The organism is Streptomyces sp. WMMB 714 (assembly GCF_900090125.1).
GTDB lineage: Bacteria > Actinomycetota > Actinomycetes > Streptomycetales > Streptomycetaceae > Streptomyces > Streptomyces daqingensis.
The window spans coordinates 539734-564267 of the sequence record NZ_FMHJ01000003.1 but is presented as its reverse complement, the minus strand read 5'-3'; the positions used below and the strand labels follow the sequence as shown (position 1 = coordinate 564267).

General features: G+C 72.4%; 16 protein-coding genes and 1 pseudogene. 4 read left to right on the top strand and 13 right to left on the bottom strand.

Translation table 11 applies throughout. From position 1 onward, the window contains the following. Nucleotides 1-115: pseudogene (locus tag H181DRAFT_RS28725) on the top strand (IS481 family transposase); the annotation flags it as partial. A 201-nt stretch (nt 116-316) separates the two neighbouring features. Here the strand turns inward: H181DRAFT_RS28725 and nhaA are convergent. Beyond that, nucleotides 317-1855, bottom strand: coding sequence for a Na+/H+ antiporter NhaA (gene nhaA, locus H181DRAFT_RS07745; RefSeq protein WP_078895564.1), 1539 nt, complete (start codon nt 1853-1855; stop codon nt 317-319). A 225-nt stretch (nt 1856-2080) separates the two neighbouring features. On the opposite strand from nhaA, the gene H181DRAFT_RS07740 reads away from it, so the two are divergent. Continuing rightward, nucleotides 2081-3274: a PucR family transcriptional regulator gene (locus H181DRAFT_RS07740; RefSeq protein WP_078895563.1), complete on the top strand. Its 1194-nt coding sequence runs from the start codon at nt 2081-2083 to the stop codon at nt 3272-3274. Between the two features lie 707 nt (nt 3275-3981). Here H181DRAFT_RS07740 and H181DRAFT_RS07735 read toward each other — a convergent pair. From H181DRAFT_RS07735 to H181DRAFT_RS29645, 4 genes are all read right to left on the bottom strand, one after another. Continuing rightward, nucleotides 3982-4614 carry a LysM peptidoglycan-binding domain-containing protein gene (locus H181DRAFT_RS07735; protein WP_045863443.1) on the bottom strand — a complete coding sequence of 211 codons (633 nt, stop codon included), beginning with the start codon at nt 4612-4614 and terminating at the stop codon, nt 3982-3984. A 472-nt stretch (nt 4615-5086) separates the two neighbouring features. Beyond that, nucleotides 5087-7456: an FtsX-like permease family protein gene (locus H181DRAFT_RS07730; protein WP_045863442.1), complete on the bottom strand. Its 2370-nt coding sequence runs from the start codon at nt 7454-7456 to the stop codon at nt 5087-5089. A gap of 6 nt (nt 7457-7462) precedes the next feature. Beyond that, nucleotides 7463-8260, bottom strand: a complete 798-nt coding sequence (locus H181DRAFT_RS07725; RefSeq protein WP_254666741.1) for an ABC transporter ATP-binding protein — start codon at nt 8258-8260, stop codon at nt 7463-7465. A gap of 85 nt (nt 8261-8345) precedes the next feature. Then, the gene (locus H181DRAFT_RS29645) at nt 8346-9038 is read right to left on the bottom strand and encodes a TetR/AcrR family transcriptional regulator (protein WP_045863441.1); all 693 of its coding nucleotides are present in this window, start codon (nt 9036-9038) and stop codon (nt 8346-8348) included. Between the two features lie 332 nt (nt 9039-9370). Between H181DRAFT_RS29645 and H181DRAFT_RS07715 the strand changes: the two genes are divergently transcribed. Further along, nucleotides 9371-10081: a GNAT family N-acetyltransferase gene (locus H181DRAFT_RS07715; RefSeq protein WP_078895562.1), complete on the top strand. Its 711-nt coding sequence runs from the start codon at nt 9371-9373 to the stop codon at nt 10079-10081. Nucleotides 10082-10135: 54 nt separating this feature from the next. Here H181DRAFT_RS07715 and H181DRAFT_RS07710 read toward each other — a convergent pair whose 3' ends face one another. After that, nucleotides 10136-10903 (bottom strand): snapalysin family zinc-dependent metalloprotease, encoded by a 768-nt coding sequence (locus H181DRAFT_RS07710; RefSeq protein WP_107068695.1) that lies wholly within the window; start codon nt 10901-10903, stop codon nt 10136-10138. Nucleotides 10904-11398: 495 nt separating this feature from the next. Here H181DRAFT_RS07710 and H181DRAFT_RS07705 point away from each other — a divergent pair, with 495 nt between their 5' ends. Beyond that, nucleotides 11399-11845, top strand: coding sequence for a hypothetical protein (locus H181DRAFT_RS07705; RefSeq protein WP_045863440.1), 447 nt, complete (start codon nt 11399-11401; stop codon nt 11843-11845). A 289-nt stretch (nt 11846-12134) separates the two neighbouring features. Here the strand turns inward: H181DRAFT_RS07705 and H181DRAFT_RS07700 are convergent, their stop codons facing one another. The 7 genes from H181DRAFT_RS07700 to H181DRAFT_RS07670 form a co-directional block, all read right to left on the bottom strand. After that, a complete protein-coding gene (locus H181DRAFT_RS07700; protein ID WP_045863439.1) occupies nt 12135-14480 on the bottom strand; it encodes a glycoside hydrolase family 65 protein in 2346 nt (781 codons plus the stop codon). Continuing rightward, the gene (locus H181DRAFT_RS07695; RefSeq protein ID WP_045863438.1) at nt 14477-15214 is read right to left on the bottom strand and encodes an HAD family hydrolase; all 738 of its coding nucleotides are present in this window, start codon (nt 15212-15214) and stop codon (nt 14477-14479) included. Before H181DRAFT_RS07695 ends, H181DRAFT_RS07700 begins: the two co-directional genes overlap by 4 nt. 197 nt (nt 15215-15411) lie before the next feature. After that, nucleotides 15412-16380 carry a winged helix-turn-helix domain-containing protein gene (locus H181DRAFT_RS07690; protein WP_045863437.1) on the bottom strand — a complete coding sequence of 323 codons (969 nt, stop codon included), beginning with the start codon at nt 16378-16380 and terminating at the stop codon, nt 15412-15414. 322 nt (nt 16381-16702) lie between these two features. Next, entirely contained in the window at nt 16703-20140 is a 3438-nt protein-coding gene (locus H181DRAFT_RS07685; RefSeq protein WP_078895560.1) for a GH92 family glycosyl hydrolase, read from the bottom strand. Between the two features lie 130 nt (nt 20141-20270). Next, on the bottom strand, nt 20271-20744 hold the full coding sequence (locus H181DRAFT_RS07680) for a helix-turn-helix transcriptional regulator (RefSeq protein ID WP_052708491.1): 474 nt from the start codon (nt 20742-20744) through the stop codon (nt 20271-20273). A 463-nt stretch (nt 20745-21207) separates the two neighbouring features. Beyond that, nucleotides 21208-23448, bottom strand: coding sequence for a xanthine dehydrogenase family protein molybdopterin-binding subunit (locus tag H181DRAFT_RS07675; protein WP_045863434.1), 2241 nt, complete (start codon nt 23446-23448; stop codon nt 21208-21210). Next, nucleotides 23445-24440: an FAD binding domain-containing protein gene (locus H181DRAFT_RS07670; RefSeq protein ID WP_045863433.1), complete on the bottom strand. Its 996-nt coding sequence runs from the start codon at nt 24438-24440 to the stop codon at nt 23445-23447. The genes H181DRAFT_RS07675 and H181DRAFT_RS07670 overlap by 4 nt, the downstream gene beginning before the upstream one ends. Between the last annotated feature and the right edge of the window lie 94 nt (nt 24441-24534).

Here is a 24534-nt window from a genome sequence, read left to right as displayed (position 1 = left end):
ACGCGAAGCGTTCCCCAACTGGCTGCACACCTACAATCACCACCGCGCGCACACCGCGCTCGGCGGCCTACCACCCGCCAGCCGCGTTCCTAACCTCACGGGTCAGTACACCTAGGGCGTGTCTCAAAGTCCCGTCTGGGCCGCGGTGCCTGGCACGCACGCTGGCTGCGTTGTCGGTCGTCGGCGCAGCCCGCTGCGCTCTCTCCCCCTCGGCCTCGCGGCCTGGGAGGTGCCCCCACCCTCCGCCTTGCGATCGCACGCACCAGACGCCGCGTCCCCCGGCCTACGGCCGGACGACGCTACTTTGAGACACGCCCTAGCCGGCTCCATGGCTCCCGTCGCCGTAATCGCCGTGTTTGCCGTGTTTGCCGTCGGAGTCCCGCCTGCCGGGCGCGCGGTCCTCGGCGCCGCCGCCCTGCACCTCCGCCGCCTCCCGCTCCCGCTCCGCCGCCTCGCGTGCGCGTTCGGCCGCCCTGCGGGCCGCCTCCGCCGGTCGGCGCACGGAGTCTTCGGGCTGGTCGATGTCGGGGACGGTGTCCTTGTCCTCGTCCCGGGTCTCTTCCTCCCACAGCGCCCGGTACTTCGCGTCGCGCATCTTCAGCAGCACGCACGCCGCGAGGGCCGCGAGCAGCGAACCGATGAGGACGGCGGCCTTCACGTGCTCGGTCACCGCCTCCCCTTCGAACGCGAGCTCCGCGATCAGCAGCGAGACCGTGAAGCCGATCCCCGCGAGCATCGATATGCCGAACACGTCCGACCAGGACAGCGCCGGGTCGAGCCGGGCCTTGGTGAAGCGGGCGGCGAGGTACGTGCCGCCGAAGACGCCCACGAGCTTGCCCAGGAACAGCCCCAGCACGACGCCCAGGGGCTCCGGGTCGCGGAAGACGTCGGCGAGCGCGGAACCGGAGACGGCGACGCCGGCGGCGAAGAGAGCGAAGAACGGCACCGCGAAACCGGCGGACAGCGGACGCAGCCGGTGCTCGACCTCGTCGGCGGGCGAAGGCGGCGGACTGCCGTCGCCGGAGGTCTCCGCGTCCCCGGCCGTGGCACCGCCGGACGTGCGGCCGCGCTCGCGGGGACGGACGCTGAGCAGCATGCCCATGGCGACACCTGAGATGGTGGCGTGGACGCCGCTGTTGTACATGAGCCCCCAGATGACGAGCGCCAGAGGCACGTACACGTACCAGCCGCGCACCCGCCACCTGACGTGCAGCATCCGGAAGAGCACGAGCCCCGCCAGCGCGCCCGCCAGGGCCGCCCAGTTGAGCGTGGAGGTGAAGAAGAGGGCGATGACGACGATGGCGCCCAGGTCGTCGACGATGGCGAGGGTCAGCAGGAAGGCCCTGATACCGGCCGGAAGGTGCGTGCCGATGACGGCCAGGACACCCAGCGCGAAGGCGATGTCGGTGGCCATCGGCACCGCCCAGCCGCTCAGCCGCCCGCCGCCCGCCAGGTTCGTCGCGAGGTAGAAGGCGGCGGGGACCACCATGCCGGACAGGGCGGCGACCACGGGCAGCGCCGCGGCCGACGGGTTGCGCAGCTCGCCGGTGACGAGCTCCCGCTTCAGCTCGATGCCGGCGACGAAGAAGAAGAGCGTCAGGACGCCGTCGGAGGCCCAGTGCTCCACGGACAGGTCCAGGCCGAGCGCGGGGATCCCGAAATGGAAGGAGCGCACGGCCTCGTAGGAGGCGCTCAGCGGTGTGTTCGCCCAGATCAGCGCGACGACCGCGGCGGCCAGCAGCACCATGCCGCCCACGGTCTCGGTGCGCAGGGCCTCGGTGAGCCGGCGGCGTTCCTGCGCCGGGGGGCGGGAGAAGAGAGGGGCGGCCGTGCGTGATCGGGAGCTGTCCGGCATCTGTGGGTCTCCGAAGACGGGAGGGGGCAAAGACGCTCGCAAGCGCCGCCGACCAGACTTCCCGGCACACCGCCACGACATCGATCTTGACGTGGTACCGACACCGTACCCTCCCCTTCCGCCCTCGTCATCCGTGCCTCCCGCTCGGCTCGCATACTCTGTGGCGCACCTCAGGAGAGACATACGGGCGCCTTGCAGTGAGGCGGGGCGGGGGGAGTGGGAGCGATGGCCTGCAGCAGACCAGCCGCGGAGTCCGGGGGATGGGCGGGCCGGCCCGGAGAGGGCGGCCCCGCCGGCGGACCCGCGTCCGCCGGCGGGGCCGACGCCCACGACGAGGACTTCGTCGGCGGCTACCCGGAGCTGCTGGCCGAGGTGTCGCAGACGGGACGGCTGCCGCGCCGCGACGAGCTGGACGGCTTCCGTGCGCTGGGCGAGCGGGCGGCCGAGTGCGGCATGCACCTGCGCGAACTCGTCGGGCTCTACCTGGGGGAGACGCGGAGGCTGTGGGGCGAGCTGCCGGGCGTCGCCCGAGCGGGCACGGCGGGGGAGCGGGCCAGGACCGGCGACGCGGTCCTGGGCGCGGTCGAGGCGGCGGTGAGCGCGCTCGGCGAGGGGCACGAGCGTGCACAGCGGCTCGCCATGCGCCAGGAGGAGAACGAGCGGCGGGAGTTCGTCGACGATCTGCTGTACGGGCGCAGCGACATGGGGCGGCTGGCGGAGCAGGCGCAGCGTTTCGGGCTCCGGCTGGCGGGCGTCCACGCGGTGGCCGTGGCGGCCGGTGCCGAGAGGTACGACGACGTGCACCGCACCGTCCGGCGCATCGAGCGGGAGCTGCTCGGCCGCTTCGGCGCGCGGGACGTGCTGCTGGCCACCAAGGACGGCCGCCTGGTGTGCATCGCGTCGAGCAACGACCGCGACGTCCTGGACCACTTCGGGCGGCTCGCCGAGCACCCCGGCGCGGGCTATCCGGCGGCGGAGCGGGTGGCGGTGGGCCGCGAGCACTCCGGTGCGGGTGGTGTGGTGCGCAGCTACGAGGAGGCGCTGGGGACCCTCGAACTGGCCGACCGGCTGGGCCTGGACGGGGTCAGGCTGAGCGCTTCGGAGCTGCTCGTCTTCCCGGTGCTGCTGCGGGACCGTGCCGCGATGGCGGACCTCGTGGCGACGGTCCTGGGGCCGCTGACGAAGGCCCGCGGCGGTGCGGCGCCCCTGCTGGAGACGCTCGCCGTCTGTGCGGCCGCGGGCTACGTCAACGCCGAGGCGGCGCGGCGGCTGGGCCTGAGCGTCCGCACGCTCTCCTACCGCCTGGAGCGCATCCGCACGCTGACGGGCTACTCGCCGGGCGAACCGTTGCAGCGCTTCACGCTGGAGGCGGCGGTCATGGGTGCGCGGCTTCTGGGGTGGCCCGAGAACGAGCTGTGACGGCCGCGCCCCGGCCCTGTCCGCCCACATCCCGCCTTGCCGGTAGTCGTCGCGAACAGCCCAACGACGAGGGCGATCCTCCGCCTTGGGGCTGCACGCGCCGTCCGCCGCATGCACGGCCTTTCATGGCGGCTGGGCTGCGCGGACGTGCCGGAACCCGGTCCGGGCGATGCGCCGTCCGGACATCAACTCCCCTTGAAGATTGCCGAGTTCTGGCAATGTGCACTTGAGACTCCGGGTGTCACGATGTCCGTGCGCCGCAACCGGGAGGGAAGGCCGGGAGAGTGGACGGAGCCGTAGCGCTCCCCCTTCTCCGACTGCCGACCGCACCTCGGTTTCCAGCTTTCATGCTGGTGGGACGGGGTGAGCCGATGCCCTCGACGGGGGTGAGGGCATCGGCACCGGTGTGCGGGGCGGATGCGTGACGGGGGTGCGCGGCCCGGCGGGGGTGTACGGGGGCGGCGTGCGGGCCGGCTGTCCGGTCCGGCGCTGCTTTCCGGGTCGGCGCAGTTGCGGCGTCCGGTTCCGCGGAGGCTCAGGGGGTGGGCCTTCGCGGGCCGGACGCACGGGGGGTGCCACGGACCGTCCGGCAGGGTGCGGACGGTCCGCCGGCGGGGGGACGCGCCGCAGCCCGCGCTCTCGGGGGAGGGAGCGCGGGCTGCGGCCGTACCGGAGCGCAGCGCGGGGCTGCGCGGGGCGGGGCGGCCTCAGCCGACCCGCAGCTTCTGACCCGGAAGGATCAGGTCCTCGTCGCCGCCTACGACGGACTTGTTGTCCTCGTAGAGCTGCTTCAGGCCGACGTCGTGGGCGGCCGCGATGGAAGCCAGCGTGTCGCCGGGCTTCACGGTGTAGTCGCCCTCGCCGCCCTGCGGCTCGTGTGCCGGCTCGCTCTGCTGCGAACCGCCTGAGTCCGCCTCGGAGTCCGTGCCGGAGCCGCCGCCGGGGTCGACGTCGGCGGGAGCGCCGCCGGAGGTCAGGCCGCCCTCGCCGGCGCAGGCCCAGGCGCCCGGACCCTGCTGGTCGAGCAGCTTCTCAGCCGTGGCGATCTGCTGTTCCTTGCTCGCCTGGTCGGCACGCGGCGCGTACTTCGTACCGCCCGCGGCCTTCCAGCTCGATTCGGAGAACTGCAGGCCGCCGTAGTAGCCGTTGCCCGTGTCGGCCTGCCAGTCGCCGCTGGACTCGCACTCGGCGACCTTCTCCCAGGTGCCGACGGAGGCAGCCTGCGCGCCGGGGGCGGTCACCATCGGGAGGGCGACAGCGGCACCGGCGACACCGGTGAGGACGGCGAGGCGTGCGGCCCTTGCAGGCCCACGGTCACGGCCCTTGCCGGAGAACATCATCGTGAAGGTTCCTAACGATCGCGGTGTCCGCCACAGGTTCGTGGCGAACGTTCGAGCGGTGGCGACCGTAAGCACACCGGCGCGGGTGGCCAAAACGGCCCTGAGTGACCCATCAGTTGACGCAGGATGGCAATAATCGCTATCTGTGCAGGTCAACTTGTTAGGGGTGAAGCGGACAACCGGGCGTCGGCGGGGCGCACCGGAGAGAAGGGTCACATCGTCCGCGCCCGGGAGCGCCGACGTGACCCTTCGGTCCGCCGCCCGACGGTAAGCAGCCGAGGTGGTCGTCGAGCAGGCTCAGCGCCCCGGATCCGCCGCGGCGCCCGGCGAGTTCGCGCCGCGCCCCCGGGACGACCCCCGGCGGCGCGGCGAACTCCCCGGAGCACGGAGGGGAGTTCCCCAGGTCCGCGGCCGACTGCCCGTACAGCACCGGGGGTTCCCGAAGGACGCGGAGAGGTTCCCCGGAGCCGGCTCAGCCGGCCCGCTCGCGGACGACGCCGGCGATGTCGAGCCGCCGCACCACCCGTACCGCCGGGATCTGCGACAGCAGCGAAGCGCCCGCCACCGCGAGGCAGGCCCCCAGCACGACGGGCCACCCGATCTCCAGCTCCAGCGACAGCATGTCGCTGTCGAAGGAGCGCAGGAACTGCCACGCCGCGGCGAACCCGGCGGCGAGGCCCGCCGGCAGCGCCAGCAGGGTCGCCGTCAGATTCTCGGCGGCGAGCAGCGCGGCGATGCGGCGCAGGGACACGCCGGAGGCGCGCAGCGTCGCCAACTCGGCAGTGCGTTCCGCGACGTTGACGCTCATCGTCACGTAGACGACGGTCAGGGCCAGCACCCCGCCGAGCAGCATCATCACCCCGACGAACACCCAGAACAGCGCCATGTAGCGGTCGATCTGCCGCGCCACGGCCCGGGAGTCGGCGTAGGCGACGACGCCCTCGACGGCTGTGGCGTCGCGGCGTACCCGGTCCGGATCGGGTGCGTCCGCGCCCTTCGCGAAGCGCAGCGCGTATCCGGCGGAGGGCGTGCCCGTCGCCTTCTCGGCGGTCGTCCGCGTCGCGTACAGAGCCGAGCCCATCGGTTCGTCGACGAGGCCCGCGAGCCGCACCCGCTCCTCGCGGCCGTCGGCGGCGCGCAGGGTGACGTGGTCGCCGGGGGAGAGGCCCAGCCGCTCGGCGGCGCCCTCGCCCGCCAGTACGGCGCCGTCCCCGGGCAGCCGCCGCTCCCCGCCGTCCGGGGTGCGGAAGCCGTGCATCGACGTGCGAGGGTCGTAGCCCGTCAGCGCGGTGCTGTACGAGCGGTCCCCGTTCCGGGCGGTGACCTGGGCCGTCGCCACGGCCTCGACCGCCTCCACCCCGTCGATGCCGCGCAGCGCGGGCCGCGGGTCCCGGGCGCGCGGGTCGGCGGTGACGGTGGCGTCCTCGCGCTGCACCTCGCCGAACTGCACGTCCGTCGCCGCCTTCATGCTGCCCGCCATGCCCGCCGAGGTGAGCACCAGCACCAGGGCCAGCACGCTGCCCACCATCGTCGCGACGGTGCGGCGCCTGCTGCGGCCCAGCTCACGCAGGGACAGCCGCAGCGTCAGCGGCAGCCGCCGGGCCCGCGCCAGCGCCCCGCTCCACCGCCCGGGCGGGCGCATCGTGCCGCCGTCGCCGCGCAGGGCCTCGGCCGGCGCGGTCCTCGTCGTGGCCCATGCCGGGGCCGCGCCGCCCACCAGCCCGACGAGCACTCCGAAGAGCGCACCCGCCGCCAGCACGGCCGGACGGTGCTCGACGAGCGTGTAGGGGATCCCGATCTCCGCGGTGTAGGCGTGCGTCATCGCCGGTGTCGCCGCGGCGCCCAGTACGGCTCCCAGCACGGAGCCGGCCGCCCCCGCGAGTACGCCGTGGCCGAGGTAGTGGCGCGCCACCGTGGCACGCGGCACCCCGGCGGCGAGGAACATGGCGATCACCTTCCGTTCGGAGAGCACCAGCCGGGTGATCAGGACGTACGCGGCGACGGCGGCCGCGGAGAGGAACAACACCGGGAACGCGACGGAGAGTTGGGAGAACCCCTTGAGATCTCCGTCGAGAGCCGAATGGGAGGGGTGTTCCGAGCGCGGCTGCACCTCCGTGGCACCGGCGGCGCGCATCCGCCCGGCGACGCGCTCCTCGGCCGCGCCCCCGTCGTCACGGGCTCCGTCGGACAGGCGCACCAGCGTCTGACTCGTCGCGGGGGCGCTGCCGGTGAGGCGCCGCAGGGAGGATTGGGGTGCGAAGACCACCGCGAAGTTGTGCGGGTCGCCGACCACTTGCTGACGGCTCAGGGCCGGCCAGAGGTACTCGGGCGAGTCCGCCACGCCCCGTACGGTCACCGCGCGCCAGCGCTTCCCGTCGAAGATTTTCGCGGTGTCGCCGGGAGCGAGACCGAACGTCTTGGCGGTGTGGCGCTCGACCAGCACGCCCCGGCTGTCGCCGCGCTTCGGATAGTGCCCCTCGGTCACGTCGACCTTGTTCACGGTGGGTTGTGCGCCTGCCGGCAACCCCGTTACGCGGCCCAGCAGTTCGTCCTTCCCGAAGCGCACGGGCACGCGCGCCTGGGTGCGGGTGGCCACCTCCGTGACCCCGCGCTCCGCCCGGGCGGCCGCGGCCACTCGCGCCGGGTCGCCGCCGGAGGCCGTCAGGTCGGCGAAGTGCATGCGGGAGTAGGTGTGTTCGTAGCTGGAGCCGAGGTTGCGGTAGGCGTCGTAGCTGGAGACGAAGAGGAGGACGCCGATCAGCACGGTCACGCCGACCGCGGCGAACTGCGGCAGCCGGCGCCGCAGATCACGCCGGGTCTTGTCCAGAAGGATCCGGTTCACGGCGGCTCACCACTCCACTGCGGCGACGTCGGCGGGGGCGTCGCACGTCGCGACGGATTCCACCCGGCCGTCCCGCATCGTCACGACGCGGTGGGCGATCCGCGCGATCGCGGCGTTGTGCGTCACCATCAGCACGCCCCTTCCCTCCCGGTTGGTCCGCTGGAGCAGCCGCAGGACCGACTTCCCCGTCGCCACGTCGAGCGCTCCCGTCGGTTCGTCGGCGAGGAGCAGATCGGGGTCGGTGGCGAGGGCCCGGGCTATCGCGACGCGCTGCTGCTGACCGCCGGAGAGCTGCGCGGGAAAGGCGTCGAGCCGCTCGCCGAGCCCCACGGACTCCAGCAGCGCGACGGCCTCACGCCGTTCGCCGCGGCCGGTCAGCTCGACCATGACCTCGACGTTCTCCCGGGCCGTGAGGGTGGGCACGAGGTTGAAGAACTGGAAGACGAACCCGATGTGTTCACGCCGGAAGCCGGCGAGCCCGCGTGGGCGGCGCCCCGCCAGCTCCACCCCCGCCACCTCGGCCGAGCCGCCGTCAGGTGCCTCGATCCCGCCGAGCACGTTCAGCAGCGTCGTCTTGCCCGAGCCGCTCGGGCCCAGCACGACGACCAACTCGCCCGGCCCGACGTCCAGATCGACCCCGTCGAGGGCGCGGACGGCTGCTTCGCCGTCCCCGTAGGTCTTCGTCACGCCGCGAAGCCGGACGCCTCCGCGGGCCGCCGGCGGTGCGCCGGGTCGGGAGCCTTCTCCGGCAGTGCCGGCGCGGTCCACGGCGGCGTCGCCGCCGGTGGCGCTCGTACGTGCCACGGGTACCTCCTCGGAATGGGTGTGCGTGCGGTGCGCGGGCCGGGCGTCGCGGCACCGCGCGGCCGTCCTGGCCGCGGCGGGGACGTCAGCGGCGACCGGTTCCGCCGCGGGCGCCGGCGAGCCGGGCCAGCTGGTCGGTCACGGGAATCCGCGCGAGTGCGGGGTCGATCAGCCGGTGCAGTACGAGCCCGTCGAGTGCGGCGCCGAGCAGGAGCGCCGTCGCCTCGTGGTCCTCGCGGGCGGCGGACGCTCCGCCGGGCTCCCCGGCTGAGGCTTCACTGCCGGGCTCCCCGGCTGAGGCTTCACTGCCGGGCTCCCCGGCTGAGGCCTCACCGCCGGACGCGGCGCTGACGGAGGCGAGCCAGTCGGCGACGGCCCCGCGCCATTCGCCCAGCAGCTCCGCCAGCTCTCCGCGCAGCCGCTCGACGCGGGTCGAGGCGAGCAGCATCTCGCTGAAGAGGACCGTCGAGGGGTCGGCAGCGGAGTAGGACGACAGCATCTCCAGCACCTGCGTGACGCCCTCTTCCGGATCGCCCGCCGAGGCAAGCAGCTCCGCCGCCGAGCCGGCCTCGCGCCGTGCGGCGGCCAGCGAGGCTTCCACGAGCAGGTCCTCCACGGTGCGGAAGTGGTAGTGCACCAGCCCCGGCCGCAGCCCCGCCCGGTCGGCCGCGCGCCGCGTCGTCACCGCGCCCCAGCCGTCCTCCACGATGAGCTGCGCGGCGGCGTCGAGCAGACGCTGCCGGGTCTCCTGGCCGCGTTCCGACGAGGTCGGGGTCATCTCCACTCCTACTTGACTTCGGGCGTCCGCCCGCCGGGGCGCTCCCGGGACACGTCGGGACGTGTCGCGGAGCCGCTGATCCGGGCGGACTCATCGGGCAGTCGTCCACGGCGAAGGACGGCTTGGGCATCCGTCTTGGACAACTGCCTTGGACATCTGACTTGGACGTCTGACTTGGGCAACCGTCTTGGTCGTACGTCCAAAACTATAGCCATGCCGGACGGCGGAGCGCCAGCCCCGGCCGTCCGCGGAACCCGGCAGCGGCTCTGCGGCGCCTCCGGACGTGCCAAAATGAGCTGATCCGACAGGTGGAGGCCGGAGATGGTCGCAACGTGACGGAGATCCGTGCTTTCGCGGAGGCCGACCGGCCGGCGCTGCGCGAGCTCTTCAGCCGGGCCGGCGAGGGCGCCCCGACCGCCTCGCTCTGGGGGCACGAGGAGTCGGAAGCGGCGATCTACCTCGCCCCGTACATGGATCTGGTACCGGACTCGCTCTTCGTGGCCGAGGTCGACGGCGAACTGGTGGGCTATCTGGCGGGTTGCCTCGACACCTCGTCGTTCCCCGGCCAGAGCCACCTCATGGCGGAGGCCATCCGCAAGCACAGGCTGGTCTTCCGGCGCCGCCCCGCGGCCTTCTTCGTACGGAGCACGGCCGATCTGGCGCGTGCGGCGATCAGGCGGGAGCCCGTCGCGGGGGACTTCGTCGACGACCGGTGGCCCGCGCACCTGCACATCAACGTGGCGTCCGCGGCGCGAGGCACGGGCGCCGCCGACGGCCTGATGAACCGCTGGTTCGAGCGGCTGCGGGAGGCCGGCTCGCCCGGATGCCACCTGCAGACCGTCGCCGAGAACGACCGGGCGGTGCGGTTCTTCCGGCGGATGGGCTTCGCCGAGTACGGCCCGGCGCCCGTCGTCCCCGGCCTACGGCACCAAGGGAAGCGCGTGCACCAGCGGACGATGGTCTGGAGCCCGCAGGCCCCGCCGCCCGGCGGGGCCCGAGACACCGCCGGGGGCGGTCCGTCCCGTACGCCGGGCGGCTCCTGAGGCGGTGGGCGCTCCGCACGGGGAGCGCCGTTGTGCGGCGGAGGCCGCGCCGGCTCAGCCGTCGGCGCCGAAGTTCGCCTCGACCTGACGGACCTCCGCGCCGCTGGGGGCCGAGTTGGTGCAGCGCGTGCCCGGCGACTTGCCGGACATCACGCTCGAGCAGGAACCGGGCTGCTTGTCCTCCAGTCCCAGCAGATGGCCCAGTTCGTGTGCCACGACCCGTGCCGGTGCGTATCCCTGCCGGAGGGCCTCGCGGCCGATCTCGACGGTGCCGCGTCCCAGGTTCGCCCCCGCCGGATCGGCACCCGGCCATCCCTTGACGACGGTGATGCGGATGTCCGCCTTCGCGCCGTCGGAGGCGGGCCGCAGCCGGACGTTGCGCACCCGGTCGTTCCACGAGGCGGCGGCGTCCCGTACCGCGTCCGCGTACTCGCCGGCCGGACGGGCGTCGTAGGTCACCACCGACACGGCGCCCTTGCCCTGCCCGGACGGCGCGGACCGCGGCACGGCGCCGACGACGTCGTCCACGGGCCAGACCGCCGCGCCTTCCTCGCCCTGTCCGGCCTGCCCGCCCGAGGCCGCGGCACCGGCCGACTCCCCGATGTCGCCGTCCCCGCGCGTGTCCGTGCCGTCGCGGCTCACGCCGGACGGGTCCTCACCGGAACGTGCGCCGGCGGAATCCCCGAGTTCGCCGTCGATGGAGGTGGCGCTCCCCACCTCCGGAGTGGGCGAGCTCTGGGGCTCCCCGCTGCCGCAGGCCGCGAGGGCCAGCATCGACAGGGGCAGGCATGCCCTCGCCCATCTCCTCGGTCCGCTACGCATCGTGCATCTCCCTGCAGGGTCAAGTCCGTTGTCAAGGGGGGTGCTGCTGCGGGGCTCCGGGCGCTGCCCGGTACGGCGGTCCCGCAGCGTTCGCCGCTCACCGGCAGGGCGGGCCCGCTTCCCGCCGGGGAATCGATGTGCATGACATTACTAGCGGGCCGGACCGCTCTTGTCGGGGGATTCGTGTCAGGCGGCACAACTACTGGGGGTCGAACCGTGGTGTCGCCTCGGGCACGGGGCCTACGGTCGGGCCGGTCCTCCGTAACTGCCCGCGGAACCGCAGCCGTTCGGCGATCCCCCGGCGGACTCGGGGTGGGAGATCAGGGTCGGTCAGGGGTCGGTTCATGGCCGGTTCAGGGCCGATCCCGGATCCGTCGGCCGGGGCCTGCGGCGGATGATGGCGGCCGAATCCGCTGGTTCTCGGAGGTTCTGTTGTCGGTACACGGATCCCGGTCCGCACGGAGCGTTACCCGCCCGGGGCGGTGGACTTCGCCGTTGCTGATTCTGACGGGGCTGGCGTCGGTGGTCTTCGCGCTGGGGACCGCGCTCCAGAACTTCGTCATCGTCAACGACGAGACAGTGCGCCACATGATGGTGCTGGCAGGGACGGCGCCCGAATCCGCGGCCGGACGAGCGCCGGACTTCGTAGCCGGGTTCCGGATCGTCGGGTGCCTCTACATCGCCGGAAACGCGCTGGGCGTGCTGGCACTGCGGCGCCGGCCCTCCGCCTGGCTGTTCTGGGTGGTGCTGCTGGTCAACGTGACGCAGGCGGCCGGGGTGGCGGTGGTGCCGCCGGAGATGTACACCGCGGCACGGGAGCGTTTCGGGGTCGCCGGGATGCTGCCCTCTCTGGTCACCGACGGCGGTGCGGCGATCCTGGTTCTGCTGCTGATCGCCGGGTCCGCCGTCACCCGGACGCCGTGGGGCCGGATGAAGCCGTGAGGACGGCCCGCCGGGCAGAAGAGCAGCCGCACGGGCTCTACCGGCAGCGGCACCCGGCGGGGAATGCCGCGTCCGCGTCCGCGTCCGCATCGGCTCGGCTCGCGTCGGCATAGGCTCGGCGCATGGACGTCACCGTGCGGCCGGCCTCCGAGGCGGAACTGCCCGAACTGCCGTCTCCCTACGGTGAGTTGACCCGGACGACGGGCCGCTGCCCGGGGCGGACGCCGGGGGCGCCGTGGCCGGGACGGCGGACTGCCTCGTCATGCCGAACCTCACTCGCGGCGGCCCGTCAGTGCCTGCTGGCGGGCCGCCGTCCCGGAGGCTGGGACGGCCCCGGACGGCGCTCCGGCCGCTCTACCTTCCGCCGGCGCGGTTCGTCGCAGATCACGGTGAAGCGCTCGCCGTAGTGGCACACCTCCATGGGTGAGCCCTGCACGAGCGTGTACACCGCGGCGGAGTCCTCGATCTCCACCCGCAGCCGCCGGCCCTTGACCTGCACCGAGAAGGCGAGCCGGGAGAGCCGCTCCGGCAGCTTCGGCGCGAACTCGAGGAGGCCCTCGTAATGGCGCATGCCGCCGAAGCCCTGGACCAGCGCGATCCACGTGCCCGCGAGCGAGGCGATGTGCAGTCCGTCGCGGGTGTTGTTCTCCAGGTCGGCGAGGTCCATGAGCGCCGCTTCGCCCAAGTAGTCGTACGCCAGCCGCAGATGACCGACCTCGGCCGCCATCACCGCCTGCCAGCACGCCGACAGGGAGGAGTCCCTGACGGTGAGCTGCTCGTAGTACTCGAAGTTGCGGGCCTTCTGGTCGGCGTCGAACATCTCGCCGTGCTTGCACATGGCGAGGACGAGGTCGGCCTGCTTGACGACCTGCTTGCGGTACAGGTCGAAGTACGGGAAGTTCAGCATCAGCGGATACTGGTCCGGCGCCGTCCCCGCGAAGTCCCACACCTGGTGCCCGGTGAAGCCGGCCGACTGCTCGTGCACGCCCAGGTCCTCGTTGAAGGGCAGCGCCACGGCGTCGGCGGCGTCGCGCCACGCGGCCGCCTCCTCGTCGTCGACACCGAAGGCCGCCGCCTCCTCCGGATGCCGCTCGATGACGTTCGCGGCCTGCCGCAGGTTCTCCCGCGCCATCAGGTTGGTGTAGACGTTGTCGTCCGCGACGGCGCTGTACTCGTCCGGCCCGGTGACCCCGTCGAAGTGGAACGCGCCCTGGTGGTCGTGGTGTCCGAGGGAGTGCCACAGGCGTGCGGTCTCCACCAGGATCGGCACGCCCGTCTCCCGCTGGAAGTCCTCGTCGCCGGTCGCCTCGACGTAGCGGACCACGGCGTCGGCGATGTCGGCGTTGACGTGGAACGCGGCCGTCCCGGCGGGCCAGTACGCCGAGCACTCCGAGCCGTCGATCGTCCGCCACGGGAACACGGCGCCGCGCAGGCCCAGTTGCTCAGCGCGGGCACGGGCGGCGGGCAGCGTGTCGTACCGCCACCGCAGCGCCTCGGCCACCGACTGGGGCGAGGTGTAGGTCAGCAGGGAGAGCACGAACGTCTCGGTGTCCCAGAAGGAGTGGCCGTCGTAGCCGGACCCGGTCAGCCCCTTCGCCGGGATCGCCCTCTGCTCGGCACGGGCGCCGGCCTGGAGCACGTGGAAGAGGCCGAAGCGCACCGCCTGCTGGATCTCCGCGTCACCGTCCACCTCGACGTCCGAACGTGCCCAGAACTCGTCGAGGTAGGCACGCTGCTGATCGGCGAGGCCCTGCCAGCCCGTGCTGCGCGCACCCGCGAGGGCGGCGTCGACCTGGTCGCGGACCGCCGGAAGCGAGCGGACGCTGGACCAGCCGTAGGAGACCATCTTCTCCAGCCTCAGCGGCTTTCCCGGCTTAAGGACCGAAGTGACCGTCAGGCGGCTGACGTTGTCCCCGCTCTCGCTCGAAGTGCGAGTGGAATCGGGCCCGTCGACGAAGTGGTCGGCGGCCGTCGCGACCCGCAGCCCGCTGCGGCGGGTGGAGTGCACGAGGCGCAGCCGGTGTCCCGACGCGAGGTTCTCCTCCGGCTCCAGCGGCGACTCCAGGGCGGCGGCGGTGCGCGGATCGCCGGGCGTGTGGGGGAGCTGCTCGTTGGTGACGAGCTCGGACTGGATGACGACGCGCACCTCCTCGTCCAGCGGCTCCACCTCGTAGGCGACGGCGGCGATGGCGCGCTGCGTGAAGGAGACCAGGCGCGTGGAGTGCACCCGCACGGTCCTCCCCGCCGGGGAGGTCCATTCGCAGGTGCGGCTCAGCACCCCGTTGCGGAGGTCGAGCACGCGCTCGTGGGAGAGCAGCCGCCCGTAGCGGACGTCGAAGGGCTCGTCGTCGACGAGCAGGCGGATGATCTTGCCGTTGGTGACGTTGATGACGGTCTGGCCGGACTCCGGATAGCCGTAGCCCGCCTCCGCGTACGGCAGCGGGTGCAGTTCGTGCACGCCGTTGAGGTACGAGCCGGGCAGCCCGTGCGGCTCGCCTTCGTCGAGGTTCCCGCGCCAGCCGACGTGGCCGTTGGAGAGCGCGAACACGGACTCGCTCTGCGGCAGCACGTCCAGGTTGAGCCCCGTCTCGCGCAGCAGCCAGGGTTCGCAGGCGTACGCCCGGTGCCTGATCATGAGCGTCCCTCCAGCTCGGCGAGGTCTTCGACGACCGTGTCGGCGCCGTGGGCCCGCAGCGCCTCGGCCTGCCCGACGCGGTCCACGCCGACGACGTAGCCGAAGCGGCCCGCGCGGCCCGCGTCCATCCCGGCCTGCGCGTCCTCGAAGACGGCGCAGGCGGCCGGGGCCTCGCCGAGGTCGTGGGCGGCGGCGAGGAAGGTGTCGGGGGCGGGTTTGCCCGGCAGTCCGCGCTCGCGGGCGACCACGCCGTCGATCCGCGCATCGAACATGTTCTCGATGTGGACGGCGGCGAGGATGTCGCGGCAGTTGGCGCTGGAGGAGACGACGGCCGTCTTCAGACCGGCGTCACGCACAGTGCCCAGGTACCGGAGAGAGCCGGGATACGCCTCGACGCCCTCCTTGTGGATCTTGGCCAGGAGCAGTTCGTTCTTGCGGTTGCCAAGCCCGTTGACGGTCTCCTCGCCGGGGCCGTCGTCCGGCGGGCCCTCGGGCAGCTCGATGCCGCGGGAGGCGAGGAAGGTGCGGACGCCGTCGGCACGGGGACGGCCGTCGACGTAGCGGTCGTAGTCCTCGTCGGAGAAGGGACGGAAGGCGCTGCCCTCGCGCCGCTCCAGGAAGTCGTCGAACATCTCCCTCCACGCGGCGGCGTGGACCACGGCCGTCCTGGTGATCACCCCGTCGAGGTCGAACAGGCAGGCGCGGATTGACTGAGGCAGGCCCGGCGTCGTCATGCGGGGCCGGGTCCCCGTCAGGCGGTGTTTGCATGCCTGCCGGGCCGCCGATTCCCGCGACCGCTGGACGGCCGCCGCACACCGCTGCCCGCCGGCTCACCCGCACGCTGGGCCGACCGGGGGACCGGGGCTGCCGGGGACGCCGTGGTGAGGGGGCGCAGCCACAGGCCCGCGCCCGCAGCCCGCCGGCCCACGGCTCAGAGCTGTGACGCCGAGTGCGCGACGAGGTCCAGGCCCAGGGGCGTGCACCAGTGCAGTACGGCCTTGCCGTCGCGGAGGCTGGTGACGAGCCCGGCCTCACGCAGCGCTTTCGCGTGGGTCGAGGCGGAGGCCGTGCTGATCCCCAGCTCGCGGGCGGCCTCCGTGGTGGTGAACTGCCTGGTCAGCAGGCGGAGTACGGCTGCGCGGGTCGAGCCGAGCAGGGCCGCCAGGTGGTCGCGGCCCGTGGGGGCGTCGAGAAGGGGGACCGGCGTGAGCGCCGGGTAGACGAGGACGGTCGGCTGCCCCTCGTGGCAGGCGACCAGCGGCCGGCCCGTCCAGAACAGGCTCGGCTGCAGGACGAGCCCCCTCCCTCCGAGGTGGACCTCCACCTCCCGCGGGTAGTCGGCCTCCAGCGTCGCGCCCCGCCAGCGCAGCCCGGGGGCGAGGCCCGTCAGGGTCTCCCGGAGGCCCTGGTGGACGAGGCGGCGGCTGCGCCAGGCGATCTCCGTGCGGAACCCGGCCTCCAGCCGCGGCCAGGCCGGGGTGACCAGATGGTCGTGGGCGCCGCGCACCGCCTCGGCCAGCTCCTCCCACGCGGTCTGCTCCTTGTCGGCCAGCCGGCGCAGCCACGAGGTGACGGGGCGGTCGACGGCGCACATGCGGCGCAGCTCGGAGCGGGCGGTCTCGCGGGGAGTGGACATGATCCGCTCGACGCCGTCCTCGATGCCGAACCCGGGCGGATCGAGGAAGTGCGGCCCGGCCCCGCTGTCGGAGAGCAGTTCCCGCAGCGCACGTACGTGCCGGGGCAGCGACGCCCTGTGCCGCTGCTGCCAGCGTCCGAGGCCGGCGCGGGGGTCGGCCCGCCGCAGCATCATGAAGGCCAGGCAGGTCTCGAGAAGGGGCGAGGGCTCCTCGGCGGTGGAGACGAGCAGCAGATCCTCGACCGTGAAGTGCAACCGCAGCATGTTGCCTCCTGGCGCTTCCGCCGGACAGTCCGCCCGCCGCGGCGCACACGGCAGCAGTCCGGTCAACGGCGCACGTTTCAGCCTCAGTTGAAAGCATCGCACTTCTCCGCCGCTGCGAAGACCATCAACGAAGCCGCGACCTCGGGCAGTTGCACGGCGGTGCACTGCCGCACCGGTACATCCGGGGGGAGGCGGAAGCGCGCCCGCGGGTCTCCGACGAGCGGCCGGGAGCCGCACCAGGGCGCGCGGGCGAGGGGGGACGGCCCGGTCCCGCATGCGTGGGGGTGCTGCGGGGCCGGCGCCGTGCCGGCCCCGCGCGCCCTCAGCGCAGCAACTCGACTTCGGAGAGCGTCACTTCGCGGGACGGTACGAGCCTGTAGTGCCGGTACGTCCCCGGGTCGGCGATCTCGAACACCCGGGTCTGGCGGTCCCAGCGGAACGTCTCGTCCTTCCGGCGGTCGACCGTCTTCCACTCCTTGCCGTCGCGGGAGCCCTCCAGGACCCAGCCGCGTGGTGCGTCCTTCCTGTCGGTCCCCGACGTGAGCGTGTACGAGGCGACCCGCTCGTCCCGCTGCCCCGGCCGGACCTCGAACTCCGCCCGGGAGAACGCCTTCTGGCTCTCCGAGGTGTCGTCGAGGAGAGGGTCGTCCTTGCCCGGTACCGTCACGTCGCCCGGCGGCGAGGGGACCTTGCCGTCCTTCGTGATGGAGGACGGGGCGTTCTTCTCGCCGGTGCCCCACCTGGAGGGCTCGGGCCCCATGTCGAACTCCAGCGTCCCGCCGCGGGCCAGCAGCTTGTGCGGCAGCGAAGTGGAGTGCCATGCCTTGCCGTTGACCCGCAGCCCCTGCACGTAGACGTTGCGGGGGCTGTTGCGCGGAGCCTTCACCACCAGGTCCCGGCCGTTCTCCAGGTGCACCGTGGCCCTGGTGAACAGGGGGGAGCCGACGGCGTACTCCGGAGAGCCCATCACGAGCGGGTAGAAGCCCAGTGCGCTGAAGACGTACCACGCCGACATCTCGCCGTTGTCCTCGTCGCCCGGGTAGCCCTGCCCGATCTCGCTGCCCAGGTAGAGGCGCGCGAGGACGTCCCGGACCTTCTGCTGCGTCTTCCAGGGCTGCCCCGCGGCGTCGTAGGTGTACGCGGCGTGGTGCGAGGGCTGGTTGCTGTGCCCGTACATGCCCATGCGCACGTCGCGCGCCTCCGTCATCTCGTGGATGACGTCCCCGTACGACCCGGCGAATTCCTTGGACGCGGTCTCGGGGGTGGAGAAGTAGGTGTCCAGCTTCTTCGCCAGCCCCTTTCTGCCGCCGTAGAGGTTGGCGAGGCCCTTGGTGTCCTGGGGAGCGGTGAACGCGAAGCTCCACGCGTTGGTCTCGGTGTAGTCGTGGCCCCACACGCGCGGATCGAACTTTCCGGGCGGAAGGCGCCATTCGCCGTCGGCGTCCCTGCCCTGGAAGAAGCCGACATTGTCGTCGAAATGCTTCACGTAATTGCGGGCCCGGCCGAGGAAGTACTCCGATTCGGCCTTGTAGCGCGCTTTGCGGGTCTTCTCGTACAGGGTCCCGGCCATGCGGGCGATGCCGAAGTCGTTGAGATATCCCTCCAGCGCCCAGGACATGCCCTCCTTCGTCCCGGTGCTCGTATAGCCGAGGAAAGGCGAGGTCGCCATGCCCTTGCGTCCCATTCCGGACTCCGGCGGGACGACGGTGGCGTTCTTCACGGCCGCCTCGTACGCCGCCTCGGCGTCGAACTCGACCCCCTTGGCGTACGCGTCGGCGAACGCCACGTCGGAGGAGGTGCCGGTCATCAGGTCCGCGTAGCCGGGCGAGGACCACCGGGAGATCCATCCGCCGTCCTTGTACTGCTGGACGAAGCCGTCGGCCATCCGTCCCGCACGGCGCGGTGTGAGCAGGGAGTACGCCGGCCACGTCGTGCGATACGTGTCCCAGAAACCGTTGTTGACGTACATCCCGCCGTCGACGATCTTCGAGCCGGTGTGCGTCGGGGTGTCCTCACCCGTCGGCTTCGAGAACGGGCTGGCGTAGCGGAGCCGCGAACCGACCCGCTCCGAACCGGAGTTGGGGTAGAGGTAGAGGCGGTACAGGCTGGAGTAGAGAGTGGTGAGCTGGTCCGGGCCGGCACCCTCGACCTCGATGCGCCCCAGCAGCTCGTCCCATTGGCGCTGCGCGCGGTCCCGCGTCCGCGAGAACGAGTCGCCGGACGGTATCTCCCGCGCCAGGTTCGCCTTCGCCTGCTCGACGCCGATCAGCGACGTCGCGATACGCATGGTGACGGTGCGGTCCGCGCCGGGGTCGAAGCGCAGATAGCCCGTGACGTCCTTGCCGCCCCCGCCCTCCAGCCTGCCGCCGCCGGTGACGGCGGAGTCGAACTCGGCGTACACGAACATGCGGGTGGCGCCGGTCGACGACTTGCTCTTGACGTCGGAGAAGCCGCTGACGGTCCCCTTCTCCTCGTCGAGGGTCAGTCCGCCGCGGCCGTCGACGTTGTCGAAGACGAGGCTCGCGTCGTCACCGGGGAACTCGAACCGCATCATCGCGGCATGGTCGGTCGGCGTGACGTCCGTCCTGAGGCCGTTGTCGAAGGTGACGCCGTAGTGGTGCGGCCGCGCCGTCTCGTTGTCGTGGCTGAAGGACAGCTCGCGTGCCTTCCGGGACGCGTCGGGCCTGCCGGCGGCCGTCGAAGGCATGACCTGGAACGTCTGCCGGTCGCCCATCCAGGGGCTCGGCTGGTGGCTGGCGCTGAACGCCTGCAGGGTCGGCCTGTTGTCCTCGTTGTTCTTGCGCGCGTACTCGTAGAGCCAGTCCGTGGACCCGGCGTCGGTCACCGGCGTCCAGAAGTTGAAGCCGCCGGGAACTGCGGTGGCGGGAAAGGTGTTTCCGCGGGAGAAGTCGCCGCTGGAGAGAGTGCCGCGCGTGGTCCGCACGTAGTCGGACGGGTGGGTGAGCTTCTCGACGGGCGCCTTCGCCGCGAGGGAGACGTCGTCGACCCAGCCCCGGAAGTCGGCCTCGCCCTTCGGGGAGTCGTACGCCACCAGGATCCGGTCGACCGTCTTGCCCGCGGCGACGGCGCCGATGTGCGACTCGCGGTTGTTCCACTGGTTCGCGTACAGCGTCCTGGCCTCCGCCTGGCCCTGCGGCGTCAGCTTCGCGCCGTGCTGGTCCTTCGCGCCGAGGTCGCTCAGGTAGGTGCCGTCGGTGAAGGCGAGGTCGAGGGCGGCGTGGGTGGCCGGATAGTCCGGATCGGTCCCGGGCAGCTCCGGGAAGAGCTTGTACGAGAGCGAGGTGCGCGGTGTGACGCGGACGTCCACGTCGAAGACGCGGTTGTAGGAGTAGCCGGGGCCGTCCGCGGTGTGCCTGCCCGCGTAGCGCAGCGAGTGCCTGCCGGTGTATCCCGCGTCCTTCTTCGCGGTGGGGGATTCTGCGGGGCCGGTGCCGGTGCGGCTGCTCATCCCCTCCGTGCCGGGTTCGGACTCGCGCTCGACGCCGTTGGTCTTCTTCTCGCCGGCGGGGGTGGTCTCGACGCTGTCGCGCCAGTCGGGGCGCGGATCGTCCGGCTCGAAGGAGGAGTGGAAGCTGTCGGACGCGCCCGGCTCCGGGGGTGCGGCGGCGGCGGGGCCCTGAGCGCTCGTCGCGAGCGCGGCGAACACGAGGAGTGCCGCTGTGAGAAGGGCCGTGGGCCTCACCGGACCCCTGAGTCTTCGGCTGCGCTGCCGCACGTGACCCTCTCCCGAGTTTGACATCGTTGTCCGACGGTGGTGCAGAGGAACAGTAATGTCGGCGTGACGCGGGATGTCAAGAGCGTCCGAAGTATCCGCAGTTGGAATCCGGGTGGCCCGGCCGGGAAGCGGCACGGCCGGGCCACCCGGAAGTTCAGAGCCAGCCGCGTTTGCTCGCGATGCAGGCGGCGTCGAAACGGTTGCGGCCGCCCAGCTTCTTGATCGCGCTGGAGGTGAGATTGCGGACGGTGCCGGGGGAGAGGAAAAGCTCCGCGGCGATCTCCCTGACGGGTGCTCCGTCCGCCGTCAGACGCAGTACCTCGCGCTCCCTGTCACTGAGGGACTGCCGCGCGGGCGAGGGCTGCCGGATGACGGTCTGGTCGATGCCGGCGCAGTCGGAGACGAGGCCCTTTATGGCACGCACCAGATGGGTCAGTCCCGCATTGTCCGGAACGACGCTGAAAACGCCGTTCGACGGGACTTTCTCCATGGTGCCCCTGCCCGGATCGGTGCCGATGACGGCGATACCGCACTGGGGGGCGACGGCCCGCAGTTCGTCCGCGAGGGAGAGTCCGTCGCCGCTGGAGGAGACCGAGCCGAGAACGGCGACCGCGGGGAGTAAACGCACGACGGCGGGGACTATTTCCCGGCTGTCATTGACGATCTCTACGACATCGAAGTCGTGGAGGTGCCGGAGTGTTTCAGCGATAGCTTCCGAAAACAGACGTCTCTCATCGCCGATAACAATACGAGTACTCATTTGTAAAGTCCCCCGTCGAGGCTCACAGGTCAGTAGCCCAGCGCCCCTGTACGTTTTCATATTCTGAATGAAGCGGTCAATGCCCGTGCCGCCCCCGGTGTTGCCCGACTGAGGGCGGATACAGCTTTATGTCCGTTTTATAAGTGACGACTTCCGGCCGGTTCCGAGCTTTCAGTTGTCAATACCAATCAGAACACGTATGTGAAGATCGAAAGTGCCGGAAACGATAAGCGGGCTTCGCGTTTGCGAGTAGCAATGCTGAAGACTGCAAAGCGGAATGTGATCCGCCGGGGGCGGTAGTGCCCGGTTCGGACGCTGCCGCCCCGGCGGATCACGCGAGCGGCGACTCCATGAGGTCCTCGACGGTGACCGGCATCTTGCGGACGCGCCTGCCCGTCGCGTGGTGGACGGCGTTGGCGATGGCCGCGTTGGCCCCCACCTGCCCGATCTCGCCGACGCCCTTGACGCCCAGCGGATTGACCTCCCGGTCCTCGACCTCGACGAGTTCCACCGCGACGTCCGGCGCGTCCGCGTTCACCGCCACCAGGTAGTCGGCGAGGCTCGCGTTGACCCAGCGGCCCGTTCCGGGCTCCATGTGGTTGGCCTCCAGGAGGGCCTGGCCGAGACCCCAGAGCATGCCGCTCATGAGCTGGCTGCGCGCCGTCCTGGCGTTGAGGACGCGTCCCGGTGCGAAGGCGCCGGTCATGCGGCGCACCCGTACCAGTCCGAGCTCCGGGTCCACCGCGACCTCCGCGAACTGTGCCCCGAAGGTGGCCGTCGCGTACGGCGCGTCCATGCCGGGCGGGTCCCACGTCCCCGAGGCCTCGGCGTCCGGACGGTGGTTGCGGCGCAGCAGGTCCGTGTAGGGCTCGGAGGCGCGGCCGGCCGTCATCGCGCCGTCGTGGACGGCCACTTGGGAGGGGTCCGCTCCGTGCAGGGGCGACCCCGGGTCCGCGACGGCCTCGCCGACGAGCTGCTCGCGCAGGGCCGTCGCCGCCGTGTGGACGGCGGCGCTGATCATGCCCGCGCCCGCGGAACCCACGGCGGCGGCGATGCCGGGGAAGTCGGTGTCGCCCTTCTCGAACCGGCAGCGTGAGACGGGCACCCCCAGGGCGTCGGCAGCGACCTGCGCCATCGCGGTGGCGACGCCGGTGCCGAACTCGGGGGTCGCGGCCTGTACGACGACGCTGCCGTCCGCGTAGATGCGTGCCCTCGCCCGCTGCGGCGTGCCGGGCGGCGGTGCCGGATAGCCGGCGGCGGCCATGCCCGTACCGATGAGCCAGGCGCCCTCCCGCCGGACCCGCGGCTCGGGGTCCCGGTCGTACCAGCCGAAGCGCGCGGCCCCGCGCTCGAAGCACTCCTCGATGCCGTTGCTCGACCAGGGACGCCCCGAGGCGGGGTCGGCGGACGCGAGGTTGCGCAGCCGCAGCTCCACCGGGTCGATGCCGAGGCGGCAGGCCAGCTCGTCCATCGCGCACTCCAGGGCGAACATGCCGGAGGAGTCGCCGGGGCCGCGCATGAACGTGGGCGTCATGGTGTTGGCGCGGAAGAGCCGGTAGGAGCCCTCGTAGTTCGGGCAGGCGTACATCTGCGCCGCCGTCTGAAGCGAAGGCTCCGCCCAGTCGTCGAAGGGCGAGGTGGGGGAGAGCTTGTGGTGGCTGAGCGCCGTGAGCTTGCCGTCCTCGGTGGCGCCGAGCGCGATGTGCTGCTCCTGCTCCTCGCGGTGGCCGCAGGAGGTGAACATCTGCTCGCGGGTGAGGGCGAGTTTGACGGGGCGTCCGACGGCGCGGGCAGCCATGGCGGCGAGCGCCGGGTGGTGCCAGACCATCGCCTTGCAGCCGAAGCTGCCGCCCACGTACGGGCTCACGACGCGGACCTTCGACAGCGGGACGCCGAGGAGGGCCGCCACGGTGAGCTGGGTGGCGGTGACGCCCTGGGTGCCGTCGTGGAGGAGCAGCTCGTCGCCGTCCCAGACCGCGGTGGTGCCCGAAGTCTCCAGCGGATTGTGGTTGTTGGCGGCGAACCTGTACGTCCCCTCCACGCGCACGGACGCCTCGGCGAGACCCGCGGCGACGTCGCCGCGCGAGTTGCGGGCGGGAAGGAAGCCGCCGAAGATCGCCTCCGGCTCGTACGCCTGGTCGCGCCCCTGCTCGATGGTGGTGAGCGGCTCCGACTCCTCGTACCCGATCCGCAGCAGCGAGGCCGTGTGCTGCGCGCGTTCGTGGGTGTCGGCGACGACGAGGGCGATGTGCTGGCCCCCGTAGTGCACGACGTCGTCCTGCATCGGGAAGAACGTCTCGCCGGGGGCGGGACCCCCGAAGAGGGACGGCACGAGGGGCGGCTGTCCCGCGATCCTCGGCAGGTTCTCGTGCGTGAGGACAGCCAGTACGCCCGGCTCCTCCCAGGCGGCCGAAGCGTCGACCGAGAGGACGCGCCCGCTGGCGACACGGGCGCCCACGAGGCACGCGTGGGCCATGCCGGGCACGGGGAACTCGGTGGGGTAGCGCGCCGCTCCGGTGACCTTGGGGCGTCCGTCGACGCGGGTGAGGGGCTGTCCGATCGCCGTCGTCATGACGTTCTCCCGTTCGCCGTGAGGGTCTCCAGGACGCGGACGGCCACGCGCTGCGCGAGGTCGACCTTGAAGGCGTTGTCGCGGGTCGGGTGTGCGTCCGCCAGCTCCACGCGCGCGGCCTCGGCGAACGCGTCGCGGGTCGCGGGGGCTCCGAGCAGCACGCCCTCCGCGCGGTGTGCGCGCCAGGGCTTGGTGGCGACGCCGCCGAGCGCGAGCCGCACGTCCGCGATCGTGCCGTCCACCAGCGAGAGGGCGCCGGCGGCGGAGGCGAGTGCGAACTCGTAGCTGGCCCGGTCGCGGACCTTGAGGTAGACGGAGCGGCGGGCGACGGGGGCGGAGGGCAGCTCGATCGCGGTGATCAGCTCGCCGTGCTCCAGCGGATGCTCGCGGTGGGGGGTGTGCGCGGGCGTCAGGAAGAAGTCGTCGATGCCGTAGGCCTGTTCGCCGCGCCGGCCGAGGGTGTGGACGCGCGCGTCGAGAGCCGCGAGGGCGACCGCCACGTCAGAGGGGTGGGCGGCGATGCAGTGCGCGCTGGTGCCGAGCACCGCGTGGCCCCTGCTGAAGCCCTCCACGGCGGAGCAGCCCGTGCCGGGGTCCCTCTTGTTGCAGGGGGAGACGGCGTCCCGGAAGTACGGGCAGCGCACCCGCTGCATCAGATTGCCGCCCATGGTCGCCATGTGGCGCAGCTGCGGCGACGCTCCGGCTTCGAGGGCTTCGGCGACGGCGGGGAAGCGCTCCCGTACGAGGGAGGAGGCGGCGACCTCGCTCATGCGGGCCAGCGCGCCGATGCGCAGGCCGCCGTCCGGAGCCTCCTCGACGCCCGTGAGCGGCAGGCCGGTGATGTCGACGAGCCGGCGGGGGGTGAGGACGTTCCGGCGCAGGAGGTCGATCTGGGTGGTGCCGCCGGCGAGGTAGTCGCTCGTCGGGTCGGCGCTGACGGTCGTGACCGCGCCGGCGGTGTCGTCGGCGCGGGAGTAGGTGATGGGCCGCACGGGACGTACTCCCTTTCTGAGGCGTCGTGTCGAGGAGCCGTCGGCCGAGTCTTCCGGGAGGACCCGCACGGCCCGGCGGCCTGGTTCGGCGATC